The organism is Enterobacter cloacae complex sp. 397G4 (assembly GCF_050031515.1).
Classification (GTDB): domain Bacteria; phylum Pseudomonadota; class Gammaproteobacteria; order Enterobacterales; family Enterobacteriaceae; genus Enterobacter; species Enterobacter hormaechei_C.
This window is the reverse complement of the sequence record NZ_JBLGWE010000001.1, coordinates 4,368,206-4,386,465: the sequence shown is the minus strand read 5'-3', so window position 1 is coordinate 4,386,465 and position 18,260 is coordinate 4,368,206. Positions and strand designations below refer to the sequence as shown.

The window sequence follows — 18,260 nt, the reverse complement described above, 5'->3', positions numbered from 1 at the left end:
CACGCAAAAAATTAATACCAGACTAATGGTTTCGTCTGTTATTACGCGTTAAAAAATTCATTTTTTATAACGAGAATGCATAAAAAAGGGCAGCACAATGCGAGGTTTGTGGTTTTTTCTTGAATAAATCAAAGGGATAGGACAATTTGATTTTTAGTGCGATTTTGCGGCAGACCATTCACTGAATGAATGTTAACAGGCGGTAAAAAGCACTATTTGCAAAAGTAGCAGGCAGAGAAAAGCAGGGTAAAACGCGGTAAAAGCAGAATGATCCCCGCAGCCAGGCGCTACGGGGCAGACAATTACAGCTCCTGTTCGAACAGGACCAGAATCGCTTCGTAGAGGTCTTTCACCGAGAAACCATTTGCCGGGGTGGTAAAAATGGTGTCATCGCCGGCGATGGTCCCGAGGATCCCCTCTGCTTTACCCAGCGAGTCCAGCAGGCGGGCAATCAGCTGGGCTGCGCCCGGGCTGGTGTGGATCACGACCACGGCATCGTTATAGTCGATGTCCAGAACCAGGTTTTTCAGCGGGCTGGAGGTCGTTGGCACGCCAAGTTCAGCAGGCAGGCAATAAACCATTTCCATTTTGGCGTTGCGCGTACGCACCGCACCAAACTTGGTTAACATGCGAGAGACCTTCGACTGGTTGATGTTGTCGAAGCCTTGTTCCTGCAACGCCTGAACAATTTCTCCCTGAGAACTGAATTTCTCTTCTTTTAGTAGCGCTTTAAACGCCTTTACTAATTCTTCTTGCTTAGACGAGCTTCGCATAAGTCACCCGGAATATGACGATAGAAACAACATTATTATGCATGTGGATGAATTTTTATGCAAATTATCTACCTGGCACCAGGCTGAAATAATGTTATGAAAGGGAGAGATTTTATCAGATTTCGTTATCGGAAAACATGCCTGGGTCACGCCGCGCAAATAAGCTTAAAAGTAAATTAAATGTTATCAAAATGATGTTGTTTTGGTGGCGTGGCAGGGTGTATTGTAACCCCCTCTTAATTCGTTGTTGCCTGCATCCCGATAGTATTCAGGTGAAGGCGAAAGACGTGCGACCTCAAATTCTTTAGCGATGAAAATTGTAATTAATGACGTGCTGAATTATGGTCGCCGCAACGGAGTTACAGATACTTAAGTTAACCATAATAAGGAGTTTAGGATGAAAGTCGCAGTCCTCGGCGCTGCTGGTGGTATCGGCCAGGCGCTTGCCCTACTACTGAAAACCCAACTGCCTTCAGGCTCAGAACTCTCCCTGTACGATATTGCTCCGGTAACCCCAGGTGTGGCGGTTGACCTGAGCCACATCCCGACAGCTGTGAAAATCAAAGGCTTCTCCGGTGAAGATGCGCGTCCTGCGTTGCAGGGTGCCGACGTGGTGCTGATCTCCGCGGGTGTTGCGCGTAAACCGGGTATGGATCGTTCAGACCTGTTCAACGTCAACGCGGGCATCGTGAAAAACCTGGTTCAGCAGATTGCTGAAACCTGCCCGAAAGCGTGCATCGGGATCATCACCAACCCGGTGAACACCACCGTTGCTATCGCAGCAGAAGTGCTGAAGAAAGCGGGCGTTTACGACAAGAACAAACTGTTCGGCGTAACTACGCTGGATATCATCCGCTCCAATACCTTCGTGGCTGAGCTGAAAGGCAAGCAGCCAACGGAAGTGGAAGTGCCGGTTATCGGCGGTCATTCTGGCGTGACCATCCTGCCTCTGCTGTCGCAGATCCCGGGCGTGAGCTTCACCGAGCAGGAAGTGGCTGATCTGACCAAACGTATTCAGAACGCAGGCACCGAAGTGGTGGAAGCGAAGGCGGGTGGCGGTTCTGCAACCCTGTCTATGGGCCAGGCGGCGGCACGTTTCGGCCTGTCTCTGGTTCGCGCGTTGCAGGGCGAAAAAGGCGTTGTTGAATGCGCCTATGTTGAAGGCGACGGTGAACACGCGCGCTTCTTCTCTCAGCCGCTGCTGCTGGGTAAAAACGGTGTTGAAGAGCGTAAGTCTATCGGCACGCTGAGCGCGTTTGAGCAAAACGCGATGGAAGGCATGCTGGATACGCTGAAGAAAGACATTACGCTGGGCGAAGAATTCGTTAACAAGTGATCTTATCCCGGTAAAAAAAACGGAGCGTTAAGCTCCGTTTTTTTATGCCCGTCAGTTAGTGGCCGGGTATTCCTGGATGGTGACCTGAATCGTCAGCTTCTTGTCATTACGCATGACTTCAACAGGGATGATGGAGCCCGGGCGAATCTCAGCCACCTGGTCCATGGTTTCCAGCGCAGAGACCGCTGGCGTACCGTTGACGGAAAGGATAACGTCGTTCACCTGGATACCTGCGTTGGCCGCCGGGCCGCCAGGCGCCACTTCGTTGACCACAATCCCCTGGATCTGATCGATACCACCGCCCTGCGTATGCATCGGCGCGATTTCACGCCCGCCAATACCGATGTAGCCACGGATCACGCGGCCATCACGGATCAGCTTGTCCATGATCTTGGTCGCCAGCTGGAACGGAATGGCAAAGCCAATCCCTTCCGGCGTTTCGCCGTCGTTGCTCTTGTCGAACGAGAGGGTGTTAATGCCCATCAGTTCGCCGAGAGAGTTCACCAGCGCACCGCCGGAGTTACCGTGGTTGATCGAGGCATCGGTTTGCAGGAAGTTCTGTCGCCCTGACGGGTTCAGGCCGATTCGACCGGTCGCGCTGATGATCCCCTGAGTGATGGTCTGGCCCAGGTTGTACGGGTTACCGATCGCCAGCACCACATCGCCGATGTGCGGCGTGCGTTTGCGATTAATCGGGATAGTCGGCAGACCGCCCGTGGCGTTGATCTTCAGCACCGCCAGGTCGGTAAGGCTGTCCGACCCCACCAGCAGGGCTTCAAACACGCGGCCATCCTGTAAGGCGACGATAATCTGGTCGGCATCGTTAATGACGTGTTTATTGGTGATGATGTAGCCCCGGTCATCCATGATCACACCGGAACCGAGCGTGCGGATCTCCAGCTGGTTATGAGCGGAACTGTTAAGCCCGCGGTTATAGACGTTAACCACGGCGGGGGCGGCACGGCGTACCGCCTGATTGTACGTCGCAGGCGTTTCATCCGTGCTGTCGAACTGAGGAGCCGACAGTTTGTTGAACTGGCGTAAAGATGGCATAGCCACCAGCAGCAGACCGGCAACGATCAAACCAATGACAATTGAACGAAAGAGCTTTAAAAGCATGATGCGTGTGTCGTTAAAAAAGGAACGGTTTGCAGCATAACATGAGTTATCCGGACATCACACGCAGCGGCGATGTCCGGAGTCGCAAATGGTTAACGCAGTAAAATGTAGAGGGTGTCGTTGCCTCGGATAATTTGCAGGGCAATGACCGCCGGTTTACTCTCCAGCACCTTACGCATTTCGGCAATAGACTGCACGCGAGTGCGGTTCACGCCCACGATCACGTCGTCCTGATGTAAACCTGCCTGCGCGGCCGGGCTGCTCTTCTCAACGGTAGTGACGGTAATGCCTTTCGTGCCGTTTTTAAGCTGACCGTCGCTCAGCGTAGCGCCCTGTAGAGCAGGGGAGATCTGTTCTGCGCTGGCGGAAGAGGAGGTGCTCTTGTCCAGCGTCACTTCCACGGTCAGCGGTTTGCCCTCACGGATCAGGCCCAGCTTCACTTTAGCGCCCGGCTCCGTGGTGGCAATACGTGATCGTAATTCAGCGAAGCTGCTCAGCGGTTTATCGTTCAGGCTGACAATAATGTCGCCGGATTTCACGCCCGCTTTCGCAGAGCCTGAGTTGGGAAGCACTTCGCTGACAAACGCCCCGCGCTGGACGTTGAGCTTAAAGGCTTTGGCGATATCGGCGCTCATCTCCATGCCTTTGATGCCCAGCAGACCGCGCTTAACCTCGCCAAACTGAATCAGCTGTTGAGACAGGGTTTTCGCCATGTTACTCGGAATGGCAAAACCAATCCCGATGCTACCGCCGCCTGGCGCGAGGATAGCGGTGTTGATGCCGATCAGCTCACCGTTCAGATTAAGCAGCGCACCGCCGGAGTTGCCCCGGTTGATGGAGGCATCGGTCTGGATGAAGTTTTCCAGCCCTTCGAGATTCAGGCCGCTGCGCCCCAGGGCGGAGACAATCCCGGAGGTGGCGGTCTGGCCTAAACCGAACGGGTTACCGACCGCGACGGCAAAATCACCGACGCGCAGCTTATCGGAATCTGCAATGGCGATCTGGGTCAGGTTGCTGGGGTTTTGCACCTGTAGCAGGGCGATATCACTCTGATCGTCACCGCCGATCAGTTTGGCGTCAAACTCCCGACCATAGTTCAGCTGAACGCTGATTTTATCGGCCTGGCTGATCACGTGGTTATTGGTCAGGATATAGCCCTTAGCCGCGTCGATAATCACCCCTGAGCCCAGGCCTTCAAACGGCTGAGCCTGCTGATCCGGCGCGTCTTCGCCAAAATATTTCTTCAGCTCTTCAGGAATACGCTGGCTTTGGCGTGCCGTCCCTTCCACCTGAACGCTGACTACCGCAGGCAGGACTTTTTCAAGCATCGGCGCAAGGCTGGGAATGGCTTCTTGTCCAGGCACCTGCGAAGGCAGTGCCGCACTGGCGGGGAAGGACGCCGAGAGAGATAACCCGACACTTAACGCTAAGGCGCTCAACAGCTGGTTTTTTTTCTTCATTGATGCTGACTCTCGTATCCTGGAATGAAAAAGAACGGCCCCAAAAACATCTTGATGTTATTGAATTTTCAACCGCTGAACAATGAGGTGTTTGACTAAATAATAGCTGGGGACGGGAAGAAAGGACGGGCGCATAAGGTACGCCCGTAAAATTTATTCAGGTTGTGCGATTAATCGCGTTTTACGCCACCGCGCAGCAGGCCGGACGCGCCGTCTGAATAGTCGCGTGGCATCTGAACCGGAGCCTGATCGTTACCGGCTTCAGAATCAGCCAGACGATTGCGGAAGGGGTTGGTTTCCGCGGTCATTTCCGGCAGCAGGCTGCTGGAGCTTTTCGCCATGTGCTGGTAGAGCTGGCGATAATCTGTCGCCATGTTGTCCAGCAGCTCAGCGCTACGGGCAAAGTGGCTGACCAGCTCTTCGCGATATTCTTCCAGTTCAGCTTTGTTCTTTTCCAGTTCGTATTGCAGTGACTGCTGCTGACGCAATTTGCGGTTACCGAAACGCATGGCCACAGCACCAATGATGATGCCGACGACTAAACCGATTAGCGCATATTCCCAGGTCATGAACTTCTCCCGTTGTCTTGTTGTTCCGTAGGGTGTTGGCTCGGCTCCTGCCTGTGCCTGATTATGCCACTATAACCGCTATTTCCGCAGAAGTGGAATCCTGACGTATCATCGCGTAGTGTAGAACGGCCTTTTTTTCATCAGCCACGCGCGCTGGTGAGGTTTAACTAAAGGAATAACAACAACATCATGCAAAACCTGTCCCCTTCATCGCGTTACCAACTGGCCCTGAGCGAGGGCACACACCAGCCGGATGATGTCCAGCGTGAAGCGGTTAACCGCCTGGACACGATTTATCAGGAACTTCTGGCGAAACCCGCCGATGCGGTGCAGAGCAGTGGGCTGAAGGCGGCATTCGGCCGTTTACTGGGCAAAAAAGAGCCCACGGTAAACGCACCGGTTCGTGGCTTATATATGTGGGGCGGCGTTGGGCGGGGTAAGACCTGGCTGATGGACATGTTCTACCAGAGCCTGCCCGGCACGCGTAAGCAGCGCCTGCACTTTCACCGTTTTATGCTGCGGGTCCATGAAGAGCTGACGGCGCTCCAGGGCGAAACCGACCCGCTGGACATTGTGGCCGATCGCTTTAAGGCGGAAACGGACGTGCTCTGCTTCGACGAGTTCTTTGTTTCCGATATTACGGATGCCATGCTGCTGGGGGGCCTCATGAAAGCGCTGTTTGCGCGTGGGATCACTCTGGTGGCGACCTCCAATATCCCGCCGGATGAGCTTTATCGCAATGGTCTCCAGCGGGCACGTTTCCTGCCGGCCATTGATGCTATCAAACAGCACTGCGACATCATGAACGTCGATGCCGGCGTCGATTATCGTCTGCGCACATTAACGCAGGCACACCTGTGGCTTTCGCCATTGAACGCCGACACAGCCCGCGAGATGGATAAACTGTGGCTGGCGCTGGCGGGCGCGCCGCGGGGTAACGCGCCAGCGCTGGAGATTAATCATCGTCCGTTGCCGACGCTTGGCGTAGAAAACCAGACGCTGGCCGTCTCGTTTGCAACGCTCTGCGTGGACGCCCGCAGCCAGCATGACTACATTGCACTTTCGCGTCTGTTCCATACCGTTATGTTGTGGGATGTGCCCGTTATGACCCCACTCATGGAGAGCGAAGCGCGCCGCTTCATCGCGCTGGTAGATGAGTTTTACGAGCGCCACGTTAAGCTGGTGGTCAGCGCCGAGGTGCCTTTATATGAGGTTTATCAGGGCGAGCGCCTGAAGTTTGAGTTCCAGCGCTGCCTGTCGCGCCTGCAAGAGATGCAGAGCGAAGAGTACCTCAAGCGTGAGCATATGCCGTAATAAATGCTCCCCTCTCCCCGTGGGAGAGGGGCTGGGGGTGAGGGCACCAGACCGCACAATACCTGACCCCGAAAAACCCATTCCAAATCACATTTAAGGGTCGATCTTTGACCTCAACTTCTCTATAATCTTGCGACCCCACGTTACGAGAAGGTTTTTTTCCCGAAACTTTCTATGTGTCGGCATGTGCTATTCGAAGGGGTAGGTTTGCCGGACTTTGTCGTGTGAACCTCAACTGACTAAACGTTTGGGTGTTCACCAACGTGTAACTTATTATTTGGGTAAGCTTTTAATGAAAACTTTTACAGCTAAACCAGAAACCGTACAGCGCGACTGGTATGTTGTTGACGCGACCGGTAAAACTCTGGGCCGTCTGGCTACTGAACTGGCTCGTCGCCTGCGCGGTAAGCATAAAGCGGAATACACTCCGCACGTTGATACCGGTGATTACATCATCGTTCTGAACGCTGACAAAGTTGCTGTTACCGGCAACAAGCGTACTGACAAAATGTACTACCACCACACCGGCCACATCGGTGGTATCAAAGAAGCGACCTTTGAAGAGATGATTGCCCGCCGTCCTGAGCGTGTGATTGAAATCGCGGTTAAAGGCATGCTGCCAAAAGGCCCGCTGGGTCGTGCTATGTTCCGTAAACTGAAAGTTTACGCAGGCAACGAGCACAACCACGCGGCACAGCAACCGCAAGTTCTTGACATCTAATCGGGATTATAGGCAATGGCTGAAAATCAATACTACGGCACTGGTCGCCGCAAAAGTTCCGCAGCTCGCGTTTTCATCAAACCGGGCAGTGGTAAAATCGTAATCAACCAGCGTTCTCTGGAACAATACTTCGGTCGCGAAACTGCCCGCATGGTAGTTCGCCAGCCGCTGGAACTGGTTGATATGGTAGAAAAACTGGATCTGTACATCACCGTTAAAGGTGGTGGTATCTCCGGTCAGGCAGGTGCGATCCGTCACGGTATCACCCGCGCGCTGATGGAGTACGACGAATCCCTGCGTTCTGAACTGCGTAAAGCTGGCTTCGTTACTCGTGACGCTCGTCAGGTTGAACGTAAGAAAGTGGGTCTGCGTAAAGCACGTCGTCGTCCACAGTTCTCCAAACGTTAATCCATTCTGCTTACGCAGAACGATTGGCGAAAAACCCGCTTCGGCGGGTTTTTTTATGGATAATGCGCAGGTTATCCACAGTAACATTTCATATATCTTCTCTTTTTCCACATTTCCGGAATCCCCTCACCACAAAGCCATCAAAATCTGGTAAACTATCATCCAATTTTCTGCCCAAATATCGGTGAATACTCGATTTTTGTTCGATTCTTGAACAATGTGTCTTCTCTGGGATGGGCGATACATCATCTGGCTGGCCCCGTTGGGCTGGTAGCAGTAAAAATTCTGAATATACCTGGAGGTTTTCATGGCTGTCGCTGCCAACAAACGTTCGGTAATGACGCTGTTTTCTGGTCCTACTGACATTTATAGCCATCAGGTTCGTATCGTGCTGGCCGAGAAGGGTGTCAGTTTTGAGATCGAGCATGTGGAAAAGGATAACCCGCCTCAGGATCTGATCGATCTCAACCCGAGCCAAAGCGTACCGACGCTGGTGGATCGCGAGCTGACCCTGTGGGAATCCCGTATCATTATGGAATACCTGGATGAGCGTTTCCCGCATCCGCCGCTGATGCCTGTTTATCCTGTTGCGCGTGGTGAAAGCCGCCTGTACATGCAGCGTATCGAGAAAGACTGGTACTCGCTGATGAACGTTATCGTCAACGGTTCCTCTTCTGAAGCGGATGCTGCACGTAAACAGCTGCGTGAAGAGCTGCTGGCAATCGCGCCAGTCTTTGGTCAAAAGCCTTTCTTCCTGAGCGACGAGTTCAGCCTGGTGGATTGCTACCTGGCTCCGTTGCTGTGGCGTCTGCCAACCCTGGGCGTAGAGTTCAGCGGCCCTGGCGCGAAAGAGCTGAAAGGCTATATGACTCGCGTCTTTGAACGCGACTCTTTCCTGGCATCTTTAACTGAACCGGAACGTGAAATGCGTCTCGGCCGAGGCTAATGACTGTGGAAATGTCACAACTTTCACCACGCCGTCCGTATCTGCTGCGCGCCTTCTATGAATGGCTGCTGGATAACCAGCTCACGCCGCACCTGGTTGTGGATGTGACGTTGCCGGGCGTGCTGGTTCCAATGGAATACGCGCGCGACGGACAGATTGTACTGAATATTGCGCCACGCGCAGTGGGTAACCTGGAGCTGGCGAACGACGAAGTGCGCTTTAATGCGCGCTTCGGCGGCGTGCCGCGTCAGGTTTCCGTGCCGCTGGCAGCTGTGCTGGCTATCTACGCCCGTGAAAACGGTGCGGGCACCATGTTTGAGCCGGAAGCGGCTTATGATGAAGAGGTTGCCAGCCTGAATGATGATGAGGCATCCGATGAACGCGAAAGCGACACGGTAATGTCTGTCATCGATGGCGATAAACCCGATCATAATGACGACACCGATCCGGATGACGAGCCACCACCACGCGGTGGTCGTCCCGCACTGCGCGTTGTGAAATAAACAAACAGGCCCGACGGGCCTGTTTTGCTTTCGGTCCCTTTTCGCCCCCTCTAATTTCCTGTGTTATGATGAACTGTTTTCCTTCAATGGCACCGGACTGCAATGAAACCGACTGATCTTAAAGCTGAAAACTCTGATGAAACCATTGGTCGCAGCCTGCGCCGTCGGCCGCTGGCGCGCAAAAAACTGTCTGATATGGTGGAAGAAGAGCTGGAGCAGATGATCCGTCGGAAGGAATTTGCCCAGGGAGAGCAGTTACCCTCCGAGCGCGAACTGATGGAGTTCTTCAACGTGGGTCGCCCCTCGGTGCGCGAAGCGCTGGCGGCGCTAAAGCGTAAAGGGCTGGTGCAGATTAACAACGGTGAACGTGCCCGCGTAACCATGCCGTCTGCCGATACCATCATCAGTGAATTGTCGGGAATGGCGAAAGACTTTCTGACCCAGCCCGGCGGTATTGCCCATTTCGAGCAGCTTCGCCTGTTCTTTGAATCCAGCCTTGTTCGTTATGCCGCAGAATATGCCACTGACGATCAGATTGCGCAGCTCACAAAAGCCCTGGAGATCAACAGCCAGTCCCTGGATGACAACACGCTATTTATTCGTTCCGATGTCGATTTTCACCGCGTGCTGGCGGAGATCCCCGGCAATCCGATCTTCAATGCGATCCACGTTGCGCTGCTTGACTGGTTAATTGCGGCGCGTCCTAAAGTGCCGGACGCAGAGCTTTATCAGCATAATGAAGTCAGCTATCGCCAGCATATCGCAATTGTGGATGCGATCCGCCGCCGCGATCCCGATGAAGCGGATCGGGCGTTGCAAACTCACCTTAACAGCGTCTCCGCCACCTGGCACGCTTTCGGCCAGCATTCAAAAGCCAAAAAATAACGATCCTTTAGTGAAGCAGATCGCAATATAAGCGTTCTGTATTCTACTGCTGCTTAATTGATCTGGTATAACAGGTATAAAGGTATGTCGTTATAATAAACACACGATCGATTGAGGTAACTATGGCAACGCAATTACGCGGCGTAATGGCCGCACTCCTGACCCCGTTTAACTCTGAGCAGATGCTGGATAAAGAAAGCCTGCGCCGTCTGGTGCGGTTCAATATTGAACAGGGTATCGATGGGCTGTACGTCGGCGGTTCAACGGGAGAGGCCTTTGTACAGAGCCTTTCGGAACGAGAGCAGGTGATGGAGATTGTGGCGGAAGAGGCGAAGGGGAAAATCACGCTCATCGCCCATGTTGGCTGCGTCAGCACGGCGGAAAGCCAGCAGTTAGCCATGGCCGCCGCCCGCGTCGGTTTTGACGCTGTGTCCGCCGTCACACCGTTTTACTATCCCTTTAGCTTTGAAGAACATTGCGATCATTACCGTGCAATTATTGACTCCGCGGAGGGGTTGCCGATGGTGGTTTATAACATCCCTGCGCTAAGCGGCGTTAAGTTAACGCTGGATCAGATCAACACGCTGGTAACGCTGCCTGGCGTCGGCGCGCTGAAGCAAACCTCCGGCGATCTCTTCCAGATGGAGCAGATCCGTCGTGAACATCCGGATCTGGTGCTCTACAACGGCTATGACGAGATCTTCGCCTCCGGCCTGCTGGCCGGCGCGGACGGGGGGATCGGCAGCACCTACAACATTATGGGCTGGCGCTACCAGGCGATCGCTAAAGCGGTTCGTGAAGGGGATAACGCCACCGCACAGCGCCTGCAAAGCGAATGCAACACGGTGATCGATCTGCTGATTAAAGCCGGGGTGTTCCGTGGTCTGAAAACGGTTCTGCACTATATGGACGTGGTATCCGGGCCGCTGTGCCGTAAGCCGTTTGCCCCTGTGGATGAAAAATTCGTGCCAGCGCTGAAAGCGCTGGCGGAGCAGCTAATGGCGGAAAAACGCTAACACATCGCCGGGGGCGCAGCCGCCATCCGGCAAAACGACAGAGAAATCGTCGGGAGAGTGAAATGAGTAAGTCTACCCAAAGCATCCCGTGGTACCGCCATCTTACCCGTCCTCAGTGGCGCGCCTTCTCCGCCGCCTGGCTGGGATATCTGCTTGATGGCTTCGATTTTGTATTGATAGCCTTAGTCCTGACAGAAATAAAAAGCGAGTTTGCCCTGACGACAGTGGAAGCGGCGAGCCTGATTTCGGCGGCCTTTATATCGCGCTGGTTCGGCGGCCTGCTGCTGGGCGCCATGGGCGACCGCTATGGCCGCAAGCTGGCGATGATCACCAGCATCGTGCTCTTTTCCTGCGGTACGCTGGCCTGCGGTTTTGCGCCGGGTTACGTCACCCTGTTTATCGCCCGCATGGTGATAGGCATGGGGATGGCGGGGGAATATGGCTCCAGCGCAACCTATGTAATTGAAAGCTGGCCAAAGCACCTGCGCAACAAGGCGAGTGGTTTTCTGATTTCCGGTTTCTCCGTCGGCGCCGTGGTTGCGGCCCAGGTCTACAGCCTTGTCGTGCCCGTCTGGGGCTGGCGGGCGCTGTTCTTTATCGGCATTCTGCCCATCGTCTTTGCCCTGTGGCTGCGGAAAAATATTCCGGAAGCTGAGGACTGGAAAGCGAAGCACGAAGGCAAAGCCCCGGTGCGCACCATGGTTGATATTCTGTATCGCGGCAAATACCGCGTCATCAATATGGCGATGACGCTGTTTGCCGGTACGGCGCTGTGGTTCTGTTTTGCAGGCGAACTCAACAACGCGGGGCTGGTCGTTATTCTCGGCCTGCTTTGCGCCATCGTCTTTATCAGCTTTATGGTGCAAAGCAGCGGTAAACGCTGGCCGACGGGCGTCACGTTGATGGTTGTCGTGCTCTTCGCCTTTCTCTACTCCTGGCCGATTCAGGCGCTATTACCCACTTATCTGAAAACCGACCTGGCCTATGATCCCTCAACGGTGGCGAAGGTGCTGTTCTTTAGCGGCTTCGGCGCGGCAGTAGGCTGCTGCGTGGGTGGTTTTCTCGGTGACTGGCTTGGCACCCGCAAGGCCTATGTCTGTAGCCTGTTGGCCTCACAGCTCCTGATTGTTCCCGTCTTTGCGATCGGCGGCGCCAATGTCTGGGTGTTGGGCTTGTTACTCTTTTTCCAGCAGATGCTGGGGCAGGGGATCTCCGGGATCTTACCCAAACTCATCGGCGGCTATTTCGATACCGACCAGCGTGCGGCGGGTCTGGGCTTTACCTACAACGTTGGCGCGTTGGGCGGCGCGATTGCCCCGGTGATTGGCGCGCTGCTGTCGCAGGATATGGCGCTGGGCACGGCCCTGGGATCGCTCTCCTTTGGCCTGACGTTTGTGGTGATCTTGCTTATTGGTCTGGATATGCCCTCCCGCGTTCAGCGCTGGATCAGGCCAGAAGCCCTGCGTACGCATGACGCTATTGACGGTAAACCTTTCAGCGGAGCCGTCCCGTTTGGCGGCGATAAAAGCGCTTTAGCGAAAAGCAAAAGTTAATCCGCTTGCCCGGACCTGTACCGGGCACATTCGTAAGGGATGAAGTATGTCACAACGGGATAAAAACATTTCCGAGCGGGGCGGTGCTATGACGACACTGGCGATAGACATAGGTGGAACTAAACTTGCCGCCGCCCTGGTGGATGACGGTTTACAGATCCACGCGCGACGCGAATGCCCTACGCCCGCCAGTAAGACGCCTGACGCGCTGCGTGAGGCGCTGGCTGAGCTGGTCAAGCCGTTACAGACCCAGGCAACGCGTGCGGCCATTGCCTCAACCGGAATCATTCAGGACGGCAATCTGCTGGCGATTAACCCGCAAAATCTCGGAGGATTGCACCATTTTCCGCTGGTGCAGACGCTCGAAGACATTGCTGGTTTGCCGACCCTGGCGATCAATGATGCTCAGGCTGCGGCATGGGCGGAATATCACGTTAGTGCGAAGGAAATTAAAGACATGGTATTCCTGACTGTTTCAACGGGCGTGGGGGGCGGCGTAGTCAGTAACGGGAAACTCGTGACCGGAAGCGGCGGACTGGCAGGGCATCTTGGGCATACGCTCGCCGATCCAAACGGCCCGCAATGCGGCTGTGGTCGCGTGGGGTGCGTGGAAGCCATCGCGTCTGGTCGCGGTATTGCCGCCGCAGCCAGGGGAGAGCTTGCAGGATGCGATGCAAAAACGATTTTTGCGCGCGCGGCAGAGGGAAATAAACAGGCGGCGGAACTGGTCCAACGTTCTGCACAGGTACTGGCGCGGCTTATTGCCGACACGAAAGCGGTGATGGACTGCCAGCGCGTGGTGATTGGCGGCAGCATCGGGCTGGCAGGAGGGTATCTGGCGCGGGTCCGCGCGTATCTTGAGGAGCATCCTTCTGTTTATCACGTTGAATTAACCGCCGCGCACTATCGACACGATGCGGGCTTACTGGGCGCGGCGCTGTTAGCTCAGGGAGAAAGATGATGTTTTTTGGTGAGATTCGGACGCTTCCCTCCACGGGGTTGCATCCCGTTCTTCTGGAGGCGCTAACCCTCGCGCTGGCTGCCCGTCCGCTGGAAAAAGCGGCAGGACGTTATGAGCTTCGCGGTGAGGATATCTTCATGAACGTGATGACGTTTGCCACGCAGTTTCCAGACCAGAAGAAAGCGGAACTGCATGAGCAATATATTGATATCCAGGTGTTATTGACGGGAGAAGAGCGCATCCTCTTTGGCGTGACGGGCTCGGCACGCCAGCGTGAAGATTTTCATCCTGAAGAAGATTATCAGTTGTGCAGTGAGATTGCAGGTGAACAGTGTGTCACCCTCCGGCCGGGGATGTGCGCCGTATTTATGCCGGGAGAGCCACATAAGCCAGGATGCGCAATCCTTGAGCCAGGCGAGATAAAGAAAGTCGTGGTGAAGGTACGCGCCCGCTTGCTGGATACGTAGTTTATAGGCCTGATGGCGCTTCGCTTATCAGGCCTGCGGGCATAACGTAATTTGCAGGCCGGATAAGGCGCAGCCGCCATCCGGCAATGTTATTCGATATTCTGGCGCTTAAACGTCACCGCTTCCGGCTGCGTCAGGTGCAAGGTTGTCTGGCTGGGCACCGTCTCGGCAATCACCTTGCCGTGGCGAACAGAGTATCGTGCCGGCGTCTGGCGACGAACTGCATCAAACCCATTCTCTGCCGGGAGAATCACCAGGTTTGCTGTATTCCCAACGCGCACGCCATAGTCCTGCAAATCGAGCGTTTTCGCGCTGTGGGTAGTGATCAGGTTAAGCCCATCATTTATTTGCCCGTAACCCATCAGTTGGCAAACGTGCAGCCCCATATGCAGAACCTGAAGCATATTCGCGGTTCCCAGCGGATACCACGGATCGAAAACGTCGTCATGACCAAAGCAGACGTTGATCTCCGCTTCCAGCATTTCTTTGACGCGTGTGATGCCTCGGCGTTTGGGATAGGTATCGAAACGGCCCTGCAAATGCGTGTTAACCAGCGGGTTTGCCACGAAGTTAATGCCTGACATTTTTAACAGGCGGAACAGTCGGGACGTATACGCGCCATTATAGGAGTGCATCGCCGTGGTATGGCTGGCGGTCACGCGTGAACCCATTCCGTCACGATGTGCCAGTGCGGCAACGGTTTCAACGAAGCGCGATTGTTCATCATCAATTTCATCACAGTGGACATCGATCAGTCGGTCGTACTTTCTGGCCAGGGAAAACGTTTTATGCAGCGACTCAACGCCATATTCACGCGTAAATTCAAAGTGGGGGATTGCGCCGATGACATCCGCCCCTAAACGCACGGCTTCCTCAAGCAGTTCTTCACCGTTCGGATAAGAAAGAATGCCTTCCTGCGGGAATGCCACAATTTGCATATCGACCCACGGGGCGACTTCCTGCTTCACCTCCAGCATGGCTTTCAGTGCCGTAAGGGTGGGGTCCGAGACGTCAACGTGTGTACGTACGTACTGAATGCCGTTGGCGATTTGCCACTTCAGGGTCTGCATCGCGCGAGTTTTAACGTCTTCGTGGGTAAGCATCGCCTTGCGTTCGGCCCAGCGCTCGATTCCCTCGAAAAGCGTGCCGGACTGGTTCCAGTTCGGTTCACCCGCCGTTTGCGTTGTATCCAGATGGATATGCGGCTCGATGAAAGGAGGGATAACCAGCCCGCATTCGGCGTCCAGCACCTGACCGACTGGCGCAGAGGCGGTTTCCTGAGGATCGATACGGCTGAAGCGTCCATCCTCAATCGTGATTTGCCATAAACCCTCTTGCCCCTGCAAACGGGCCTGACGGATAGTGAGGGAATTATTCTGCATGGGAAACCTCCGAAGGATTAGCAAGGGTACGTTTGGCGAATGGGTTTAACACCAAATAGCTGAAGACGCCACCCAATACTGCGTTAACGGGGACAATTCCCGGAATGTAGTGCCCGGCAGCAACACCCAGGGCGGCCGAGAAAATGGCAATCCAGTTAACGGACACAAATTTTGCGTGGTCGAAGCTGGCATAGCGGCGGCGATTAATCAGGTAGTCGGCGATAATCACCCCGCCAATCGGCGGAATCGCTGCCGACAAAAAGGTGAGCCAGCCAACGAAGTTGTTGTATAGCCACAGCGCGCACAGCGTACCGATAATGCCATTAACCACCGACAGCGTACGGCTGGAAAGGCCAGTAATATTGGCGAAACCCAAACCAGAGGCGTACAGCGCGTTGTCATTGGTGGTCCAGATATTCAGGCCAAGAACGACAATGGCCGGCAGCAGCAGTCCCTGGGCGATCATCACGTCAGAAATATCGGCCTGTCCTACGGCGGCAGCGCCTGCCGCACCGAAGATAAACATCAGCGAGTTGCCAAGGAAAAATGCCACCATCGCCACCAGAACGGCACCTTTGGCATTGCGGCCAAAGCGGACGAAGTCGGCGGTCAGCGTGCCTGCGCTGATAAACGAGCCTACGACCAGCGCCAGCGCGCTGGAAAAGTTGAGCGGCGTCTGCGGCACAATGGATTTGAGGTGGTCCAATCCTCCCACGCCGTCCACCGCCAGCCAGACGGAATAGCTACCCAGGATGACGATAGCGGGTACGGCGATGATGGATAAAATCGTCAGTGCCGAGATGCCAAAAAAAATGGTTAACGTCATCAACAGGCCGGAAACCGCAATCAGGATGTTCACGTCGATGCCCGTGGCTTTACTCACCGGGATGGCAAACATCGCTACGCCGACGCCAAACCATCCTACCTGCGTACCGCCTAAAAGCATGGAGGGAAGCCAGGAACCTTTTATACCGAAAGAGTAACGCGCAAGAAGATGGGTTGAGAGGCCGGTTTTTGCGCCAATGTAGCCAAGAAAAGCAGTGTAAATACCGAGGAGGAGATTGCCGAAGAGAACTGCAAGGAAGAAATCATTATAGGAAAGACCGGTACCGAGCGTGCCTCCGGTCCACATGCTGGCGGAAAAAAACGTTAGCCCTAACATCACAAAAGTGAGTGGAACCACGCCTTTCCGCGCCGCCAGAGGGACGGGGCCCTGGCTATAATTGTTATCTTGCGACACAACGCCTCCTTGAATTTTGGCCAAAAAATCCGCCGCATAATATACATTTTTTTCATGAAAGCAAACGTTTACGTCGGGATTTACGCTGCTTTTTTGCTTAAAAAGGCACCATTAACTTAAGGGTAGGCTACTGAAAACAGGCTCCCCAGCGTTCCGCTTTATGCTTCTGCCGGGGAGTCAGAGGGGCTTACACTTCCAGGAAGTTCATGATCCCGTCAGCCGCTTTACGGCCTTCAGCAATCGCCGTGACCACCAGGTCAGAGCCGCGAACGATGTCGCCACCGGCGAAGATTTTCGGGTTGCTGGTCTGGAACGCGTTATCGCTGCCTTCTGGCGCAATGATGCGGCCTTGAGAGTCCAGCTCTACGCTGTGCTTCGCCAGCCACTCCATGCTGTGAGGACGAAAACCAAACGCCATCACCACGGCGTCAGCCGGGATCACGTGTTCAGAACCGGCCACGATCTCCGCGCGACGACGGCCTTTCGCATCTGGCGCACCCATCTCCGTGCGCGCCATCTTCACGCCGCTCACTTTACCGTTGGCATTCACTTCAATACCCAGAGGCTGGATGTTGAACTGGAACTCGACGCCCTCTTCACGTGCGTTTTTCACTTCGCGCTTAGAGCCCGGCATGTTCTCTTCGTCACGACGGTAGGCACAGATGACATGCGCCGCATTCTGGCGAATGGAGGTACGCACGCAGTCCATCGCGGTATCACCGCCGCCCAGCACCACCACGCGTTTGCCTTCCATGCTGACGAACGGCTCATCGGCGGTCTCGCCGTAGCCCATTAGCTGTTTGGTATTCGCAATCAGGAACGGCAGCGCGTCGTACACGCCTGGCGCATCTTCGTTCTCCAGACCACCGCGCATGGACTGATAAGTGCCTACGCCCAGGAACACGGCGTCGTAATCTTTCAGCAGGTCGTCGAGCTGCACGTCGCGGCCCACTTCGGTGTTGAGTTTGAACTCAATGCCCATGCCGGTGAAGATTTCGCGGCGGCGGGTCATCACCTCTTTCTCCAGCTTGAAGGCCGGGATACCGAAGGTCAGCAGGCCGCCAATCTCCGGGTGGCGATCAAAGACCACCGCCTTCACGCCGTTACGGGTCAGCACGTCCGCACAGGCCAGGCCTGCCGGGCCCGCGCCGATAATCGCTACGCGCTTGTCGGTTTGACGCACACCGGTCATATCCGGGCGCCAGCCCATCTCGAACGCTTTATCGTTGATATAGCGTTCGATGTTGCCGATGGTTACCGCGCCAAACTCGTCGTTCAGCGTACAGGAGCCTTCACACAGACGATCCTGAGGGCATACGCGGCCGCACACTTCCGGCAGGGTGTTGGTCTGATGAGACAGCTCGGCGGCTTCAAAAATACGCCCTTCGTTGGCCAGCTTCAGCCAGTTCGGGATGTAGTTATGGACCGGACACTTCCATTCGCAGTAAGGGTTACCGCAGGACAGGCAGCGGTCTGCCTGTGCTTTGGCCTGGCCTTCTGAAAACGGCTCATAGATTTCAACAAATTCAATTTTACGGATCTTCAGCGGTTTCTTTGGCGGATCAACACGCTGAAGGTCGATAAACTGGTAAACGTTCTGGCTCATC

18 protein-coding genes are annotated in these 18,260 nt (G+C 54.9%); 11 read left to right on the top strand and 7 right to left on the bottom strand.

Translation table 11 applies throughout. The features are described 5' to 3' along the window. Nucleotides 1–302: 302 nt before the first annotated feature. A complete protein-coding gene (gene argR, locus ACQG1Y_RS21110) occupies nucleotides 303–773 on the bottom strand; it encodes a transcriptional regulator ArgR (RefSeq protein WP_003860428.1) in 471 nt (156 codons plus the stop codon). Nucleotides 774–1,170: 397 nt separating this feature from the next. Between argR and mdh the strand changes: the two genes are divergently transcribed. Beyond that, the gene (gene mdh, locus ACQG1Y_RS21105) at nucleotides 1,171–2,109 is read left to right on the top strand and encodes a malate dehydrogenase (RefSeq protein WP_003860429.1); all 939 of its coding nucleotides are present in this window, start codon (nucleotides 1,171–1,173) and stop codon (nucleotides 2,107–2,109) included. A 51-nt stretch (nucleotides 2,110–2,160) separates the two neighbouring features. Here the strand turns inward: mdh and degS are convergent, their stop codons facing one another. The 3 genes from degS to zapG all read right to left on the bottom strand — a co-directional run bounded on the left by degS (nucleotide 2,161) and on the right by zapG (nucleotide 5,257). Then, nucleotides 2,161–3,228, bottom strand: coding sequence for an outer membrane-stress sensor serine endopeptidase DegS (gene degS, locus ACQG1Y_RS21100; protein WP_003860430.1), 1,068 nt, complete (start codon nucleotides 3,226–3,228; stop codon nucleotides 2,161–2,163). A gap of 92 nt (nucleotides 3,229–3,320) precedes the next feature. Next, nucleotides 3,321–4,688 (bottom strand): serine endoprotease DegQ, encoded by a 1,368-nt coding sequence (gene degQ, locus ACQG1Y_RS21095; protein WP_426737035.1) that lies wholly within the window; start codon nucleotides 4,686–4,688, stop codon nucleotides 3,321–3,323. Nucleotides 4,689–4,858: 170 nt separating this feature from the next. Beyond that, entirely contained in the window at nucleotides 4,859–5,257 is a 399-nt protein-coding gene (gene zapG, locus ACQG1Y_RS21090; RefSeq protein WP_003860432.1) for a Z-ring associated protein ZapG, read from the bottom strand. A 189-nt stretch (nucleotides 5,258–5,446) separates the two neighbouring features. On the opposite strand from zapG, the gene zapE reads away from it, so the two are divergent. The 10 genes from zapE (at nucleotide 5,447) to nanQ (ending at nucleotide 14,031) form a co-directional block, all read left to right on the top strand. Next, on the top strand, nucleotides 5,447–6,571 hold the full coding sequence (gene zapE / locus ACQG1Y_RS21085; RefSeq protein ID WP_015572004.1) for a cell division protein ZapE: 1,125 nt from the start codon (nucleotides 5,447–5,449) through the stop codon (nucleotides 6,569–6,571). 292 nt (nucleotides 6,572–6,863) lie between these two features. Continuing rightward, the gene (gene rplM / locus ACQG1Y_RS21080; protein ID WP_003860434.1) at nucleotides 6,864–7,292 is read left to right on the top strand and encodes a 50S ribosomal protein L13; all 429 of its coding nucleotides are present in this window, start codon (nucleotides 6,864–6,866) and stop codon (nucleotides 7,290–7,292) included. Between the two features lie 15 nt (nucleotides 7,293–7,307). Beyond that, entirely contained in the window at nucleotides 7,308–7,700 is a 393-nt protein-coding gene (gene rpsI, locus ACQG1Y_RS21075) for a 30S ribosomal protein S9 (RefSeq protein WP_003860436.1), read from the top strand. Between the two features lie 307 nt (nucleotides 7,701–8,007). Then, nucleotides 8,008–8,646: a stringent starvation protein SspA gene (sspA, locus tag ACQG1Y_RS21070; RefSeq protein ID WP_003860438.1), complete on the top strand. Its 639-nt coding sequence runs from the start codon at nucleotides 8,008–8,010 to the stop codon at nucleotides 8,644–8,646. 5 nt (nucleotides 8,647–8,651) lie between these two features. Beyond that, on the top strand, nucleotides 8,652–9,149 hold the full coding sequence (gene sspB / locus ACQG1Y_RS21065) for a ClpXP protease specificity-enhancing factor (RefSeq protein ID WP_026080566.1): 498 nt from the start codon (nucleotides 8,652–8,654) through the stop codon (nucleotides 9,147–9,149). A gap of 102 nt (nucleotides 9,150–9,251) precedes the next feature. Then, the gene (nanR, locus tag ACQG1Y_RS21060; protein ID WP_017382717.1) at nucleotides 9,252–10,034 is read left to right on the top strand and encodes a transcriptional regulator NanR; all 783 of its coding nucleotides are present in this window, start codon (nucleotides 9,252–9,254) and stop codon (nucleotides 10,032–10,034) included. 122 nt (nucleotides 10,035–10,156) lie between these two features. After that, on the top strand, nucleotides 10,157–11,050 hold the full coding sequence (gene nanA, locus ACQG1Y_RS21055) for an N-acetylneuraminate lyase (RefSeq protein WP_047733892.1): 894 nt from the start codon (nucleotides 10,157–10,159) through the stop codon (nucleotides 11,048–11,050). Between the two features lie 62 nt (nucleotides 11,051–11,112). Further along, on the top strand, nucleotides 11,113–12,603 hold the full coding sequence (locus ACQG1Y_RS21050; RefSeq protein WP_015572000.1) for an MFS transporter: 1,491 nt from the start codon (nucleotides 11,113–11,115) through the stop codon (nucleotides 12,601–12,603). Between the two features lie 88 nt (nucleotides 12,604–12,691). Then, nucleotides 12,692–13,564, top strand: coding sequence for an N-acetylmannosamine kinase (nanK, locus tag ACQG1Y_RS21045; protein ID WP_015571999.1), 873 nt, complete (start codon nucleotides 12,692–12,694; stop codon nucleotides 13,562–13,564). Beyond that, the gene (nanQ, locus tag ACQG1Y_RS21040; protein ID WP_023295505.1) at nucleotides 13,564–14,031 is read left to right on the top strand and encodes an N-acetylneuraminate anomerase; all 468 of its coding nucleotides are present in this window, start codon (nucleotides 13,564–13,566) and stop codon (nucleotides 14,029–14,031) included. The genes nanK and nanQ overlap by 1 nt, the downstream gene beginning before the upstream one ends. An 89-nt stretch (nucleotides 14,032–14,120) precedes the next feature. On the opposite strand, the gene ACQG1Y_RS21035 is transcribed toward nanQ, so the two are convergent. The 3 genes from ACQG1Y_RS21035 to gltD all read right to left on the bottom strand — a co-directional run bounded on the left by ACQG1Y_RS21035 (nucleotide 14,121) and on the right by gltD (nucleotide 18,259). After that, on the bottom strand, nucleotides 14,121–15,413 hold the full coding sequence (locus tag ACQG1Y_RS21035; RefSeq protein ID WP_015571997.1) for a cytosine deaminase: 1,293 nt from the start codon (nucleotides 15,411–15,413) through the stop codon (nucleotides 14,121–14,123). Beyond that, nucleotides 15,403–16,653, bottom strand: coding sequence for a cytosine permease (gene codB / locus ACQG1Y_RS21030; protein WP_047733894.1), 1,251 nt, complete (start codon nucleotides 16,651–16,653; stop codon nucleotides 15,403–15,405). Before codB ends, ACQG1Y_RS21035 begins: the two co-directional genes overlap by 11 nt. Before the next feature lie 187 nt (nucleotides 16,654–16,840). Further along, nucleotides 16,841–18,259, bottom strand: coding sequence for a glutamate synthase subunit GltD (gene gltD, locus ACQG1Y_RS21025; protein WP_017382721.1), 1,419 nt, complete (start codon nucleotides 18,257–18,259; stop codon nucleotides 16,841–16,843). Nucleotide 18,260: the final 1 nt, after the last annotated feature.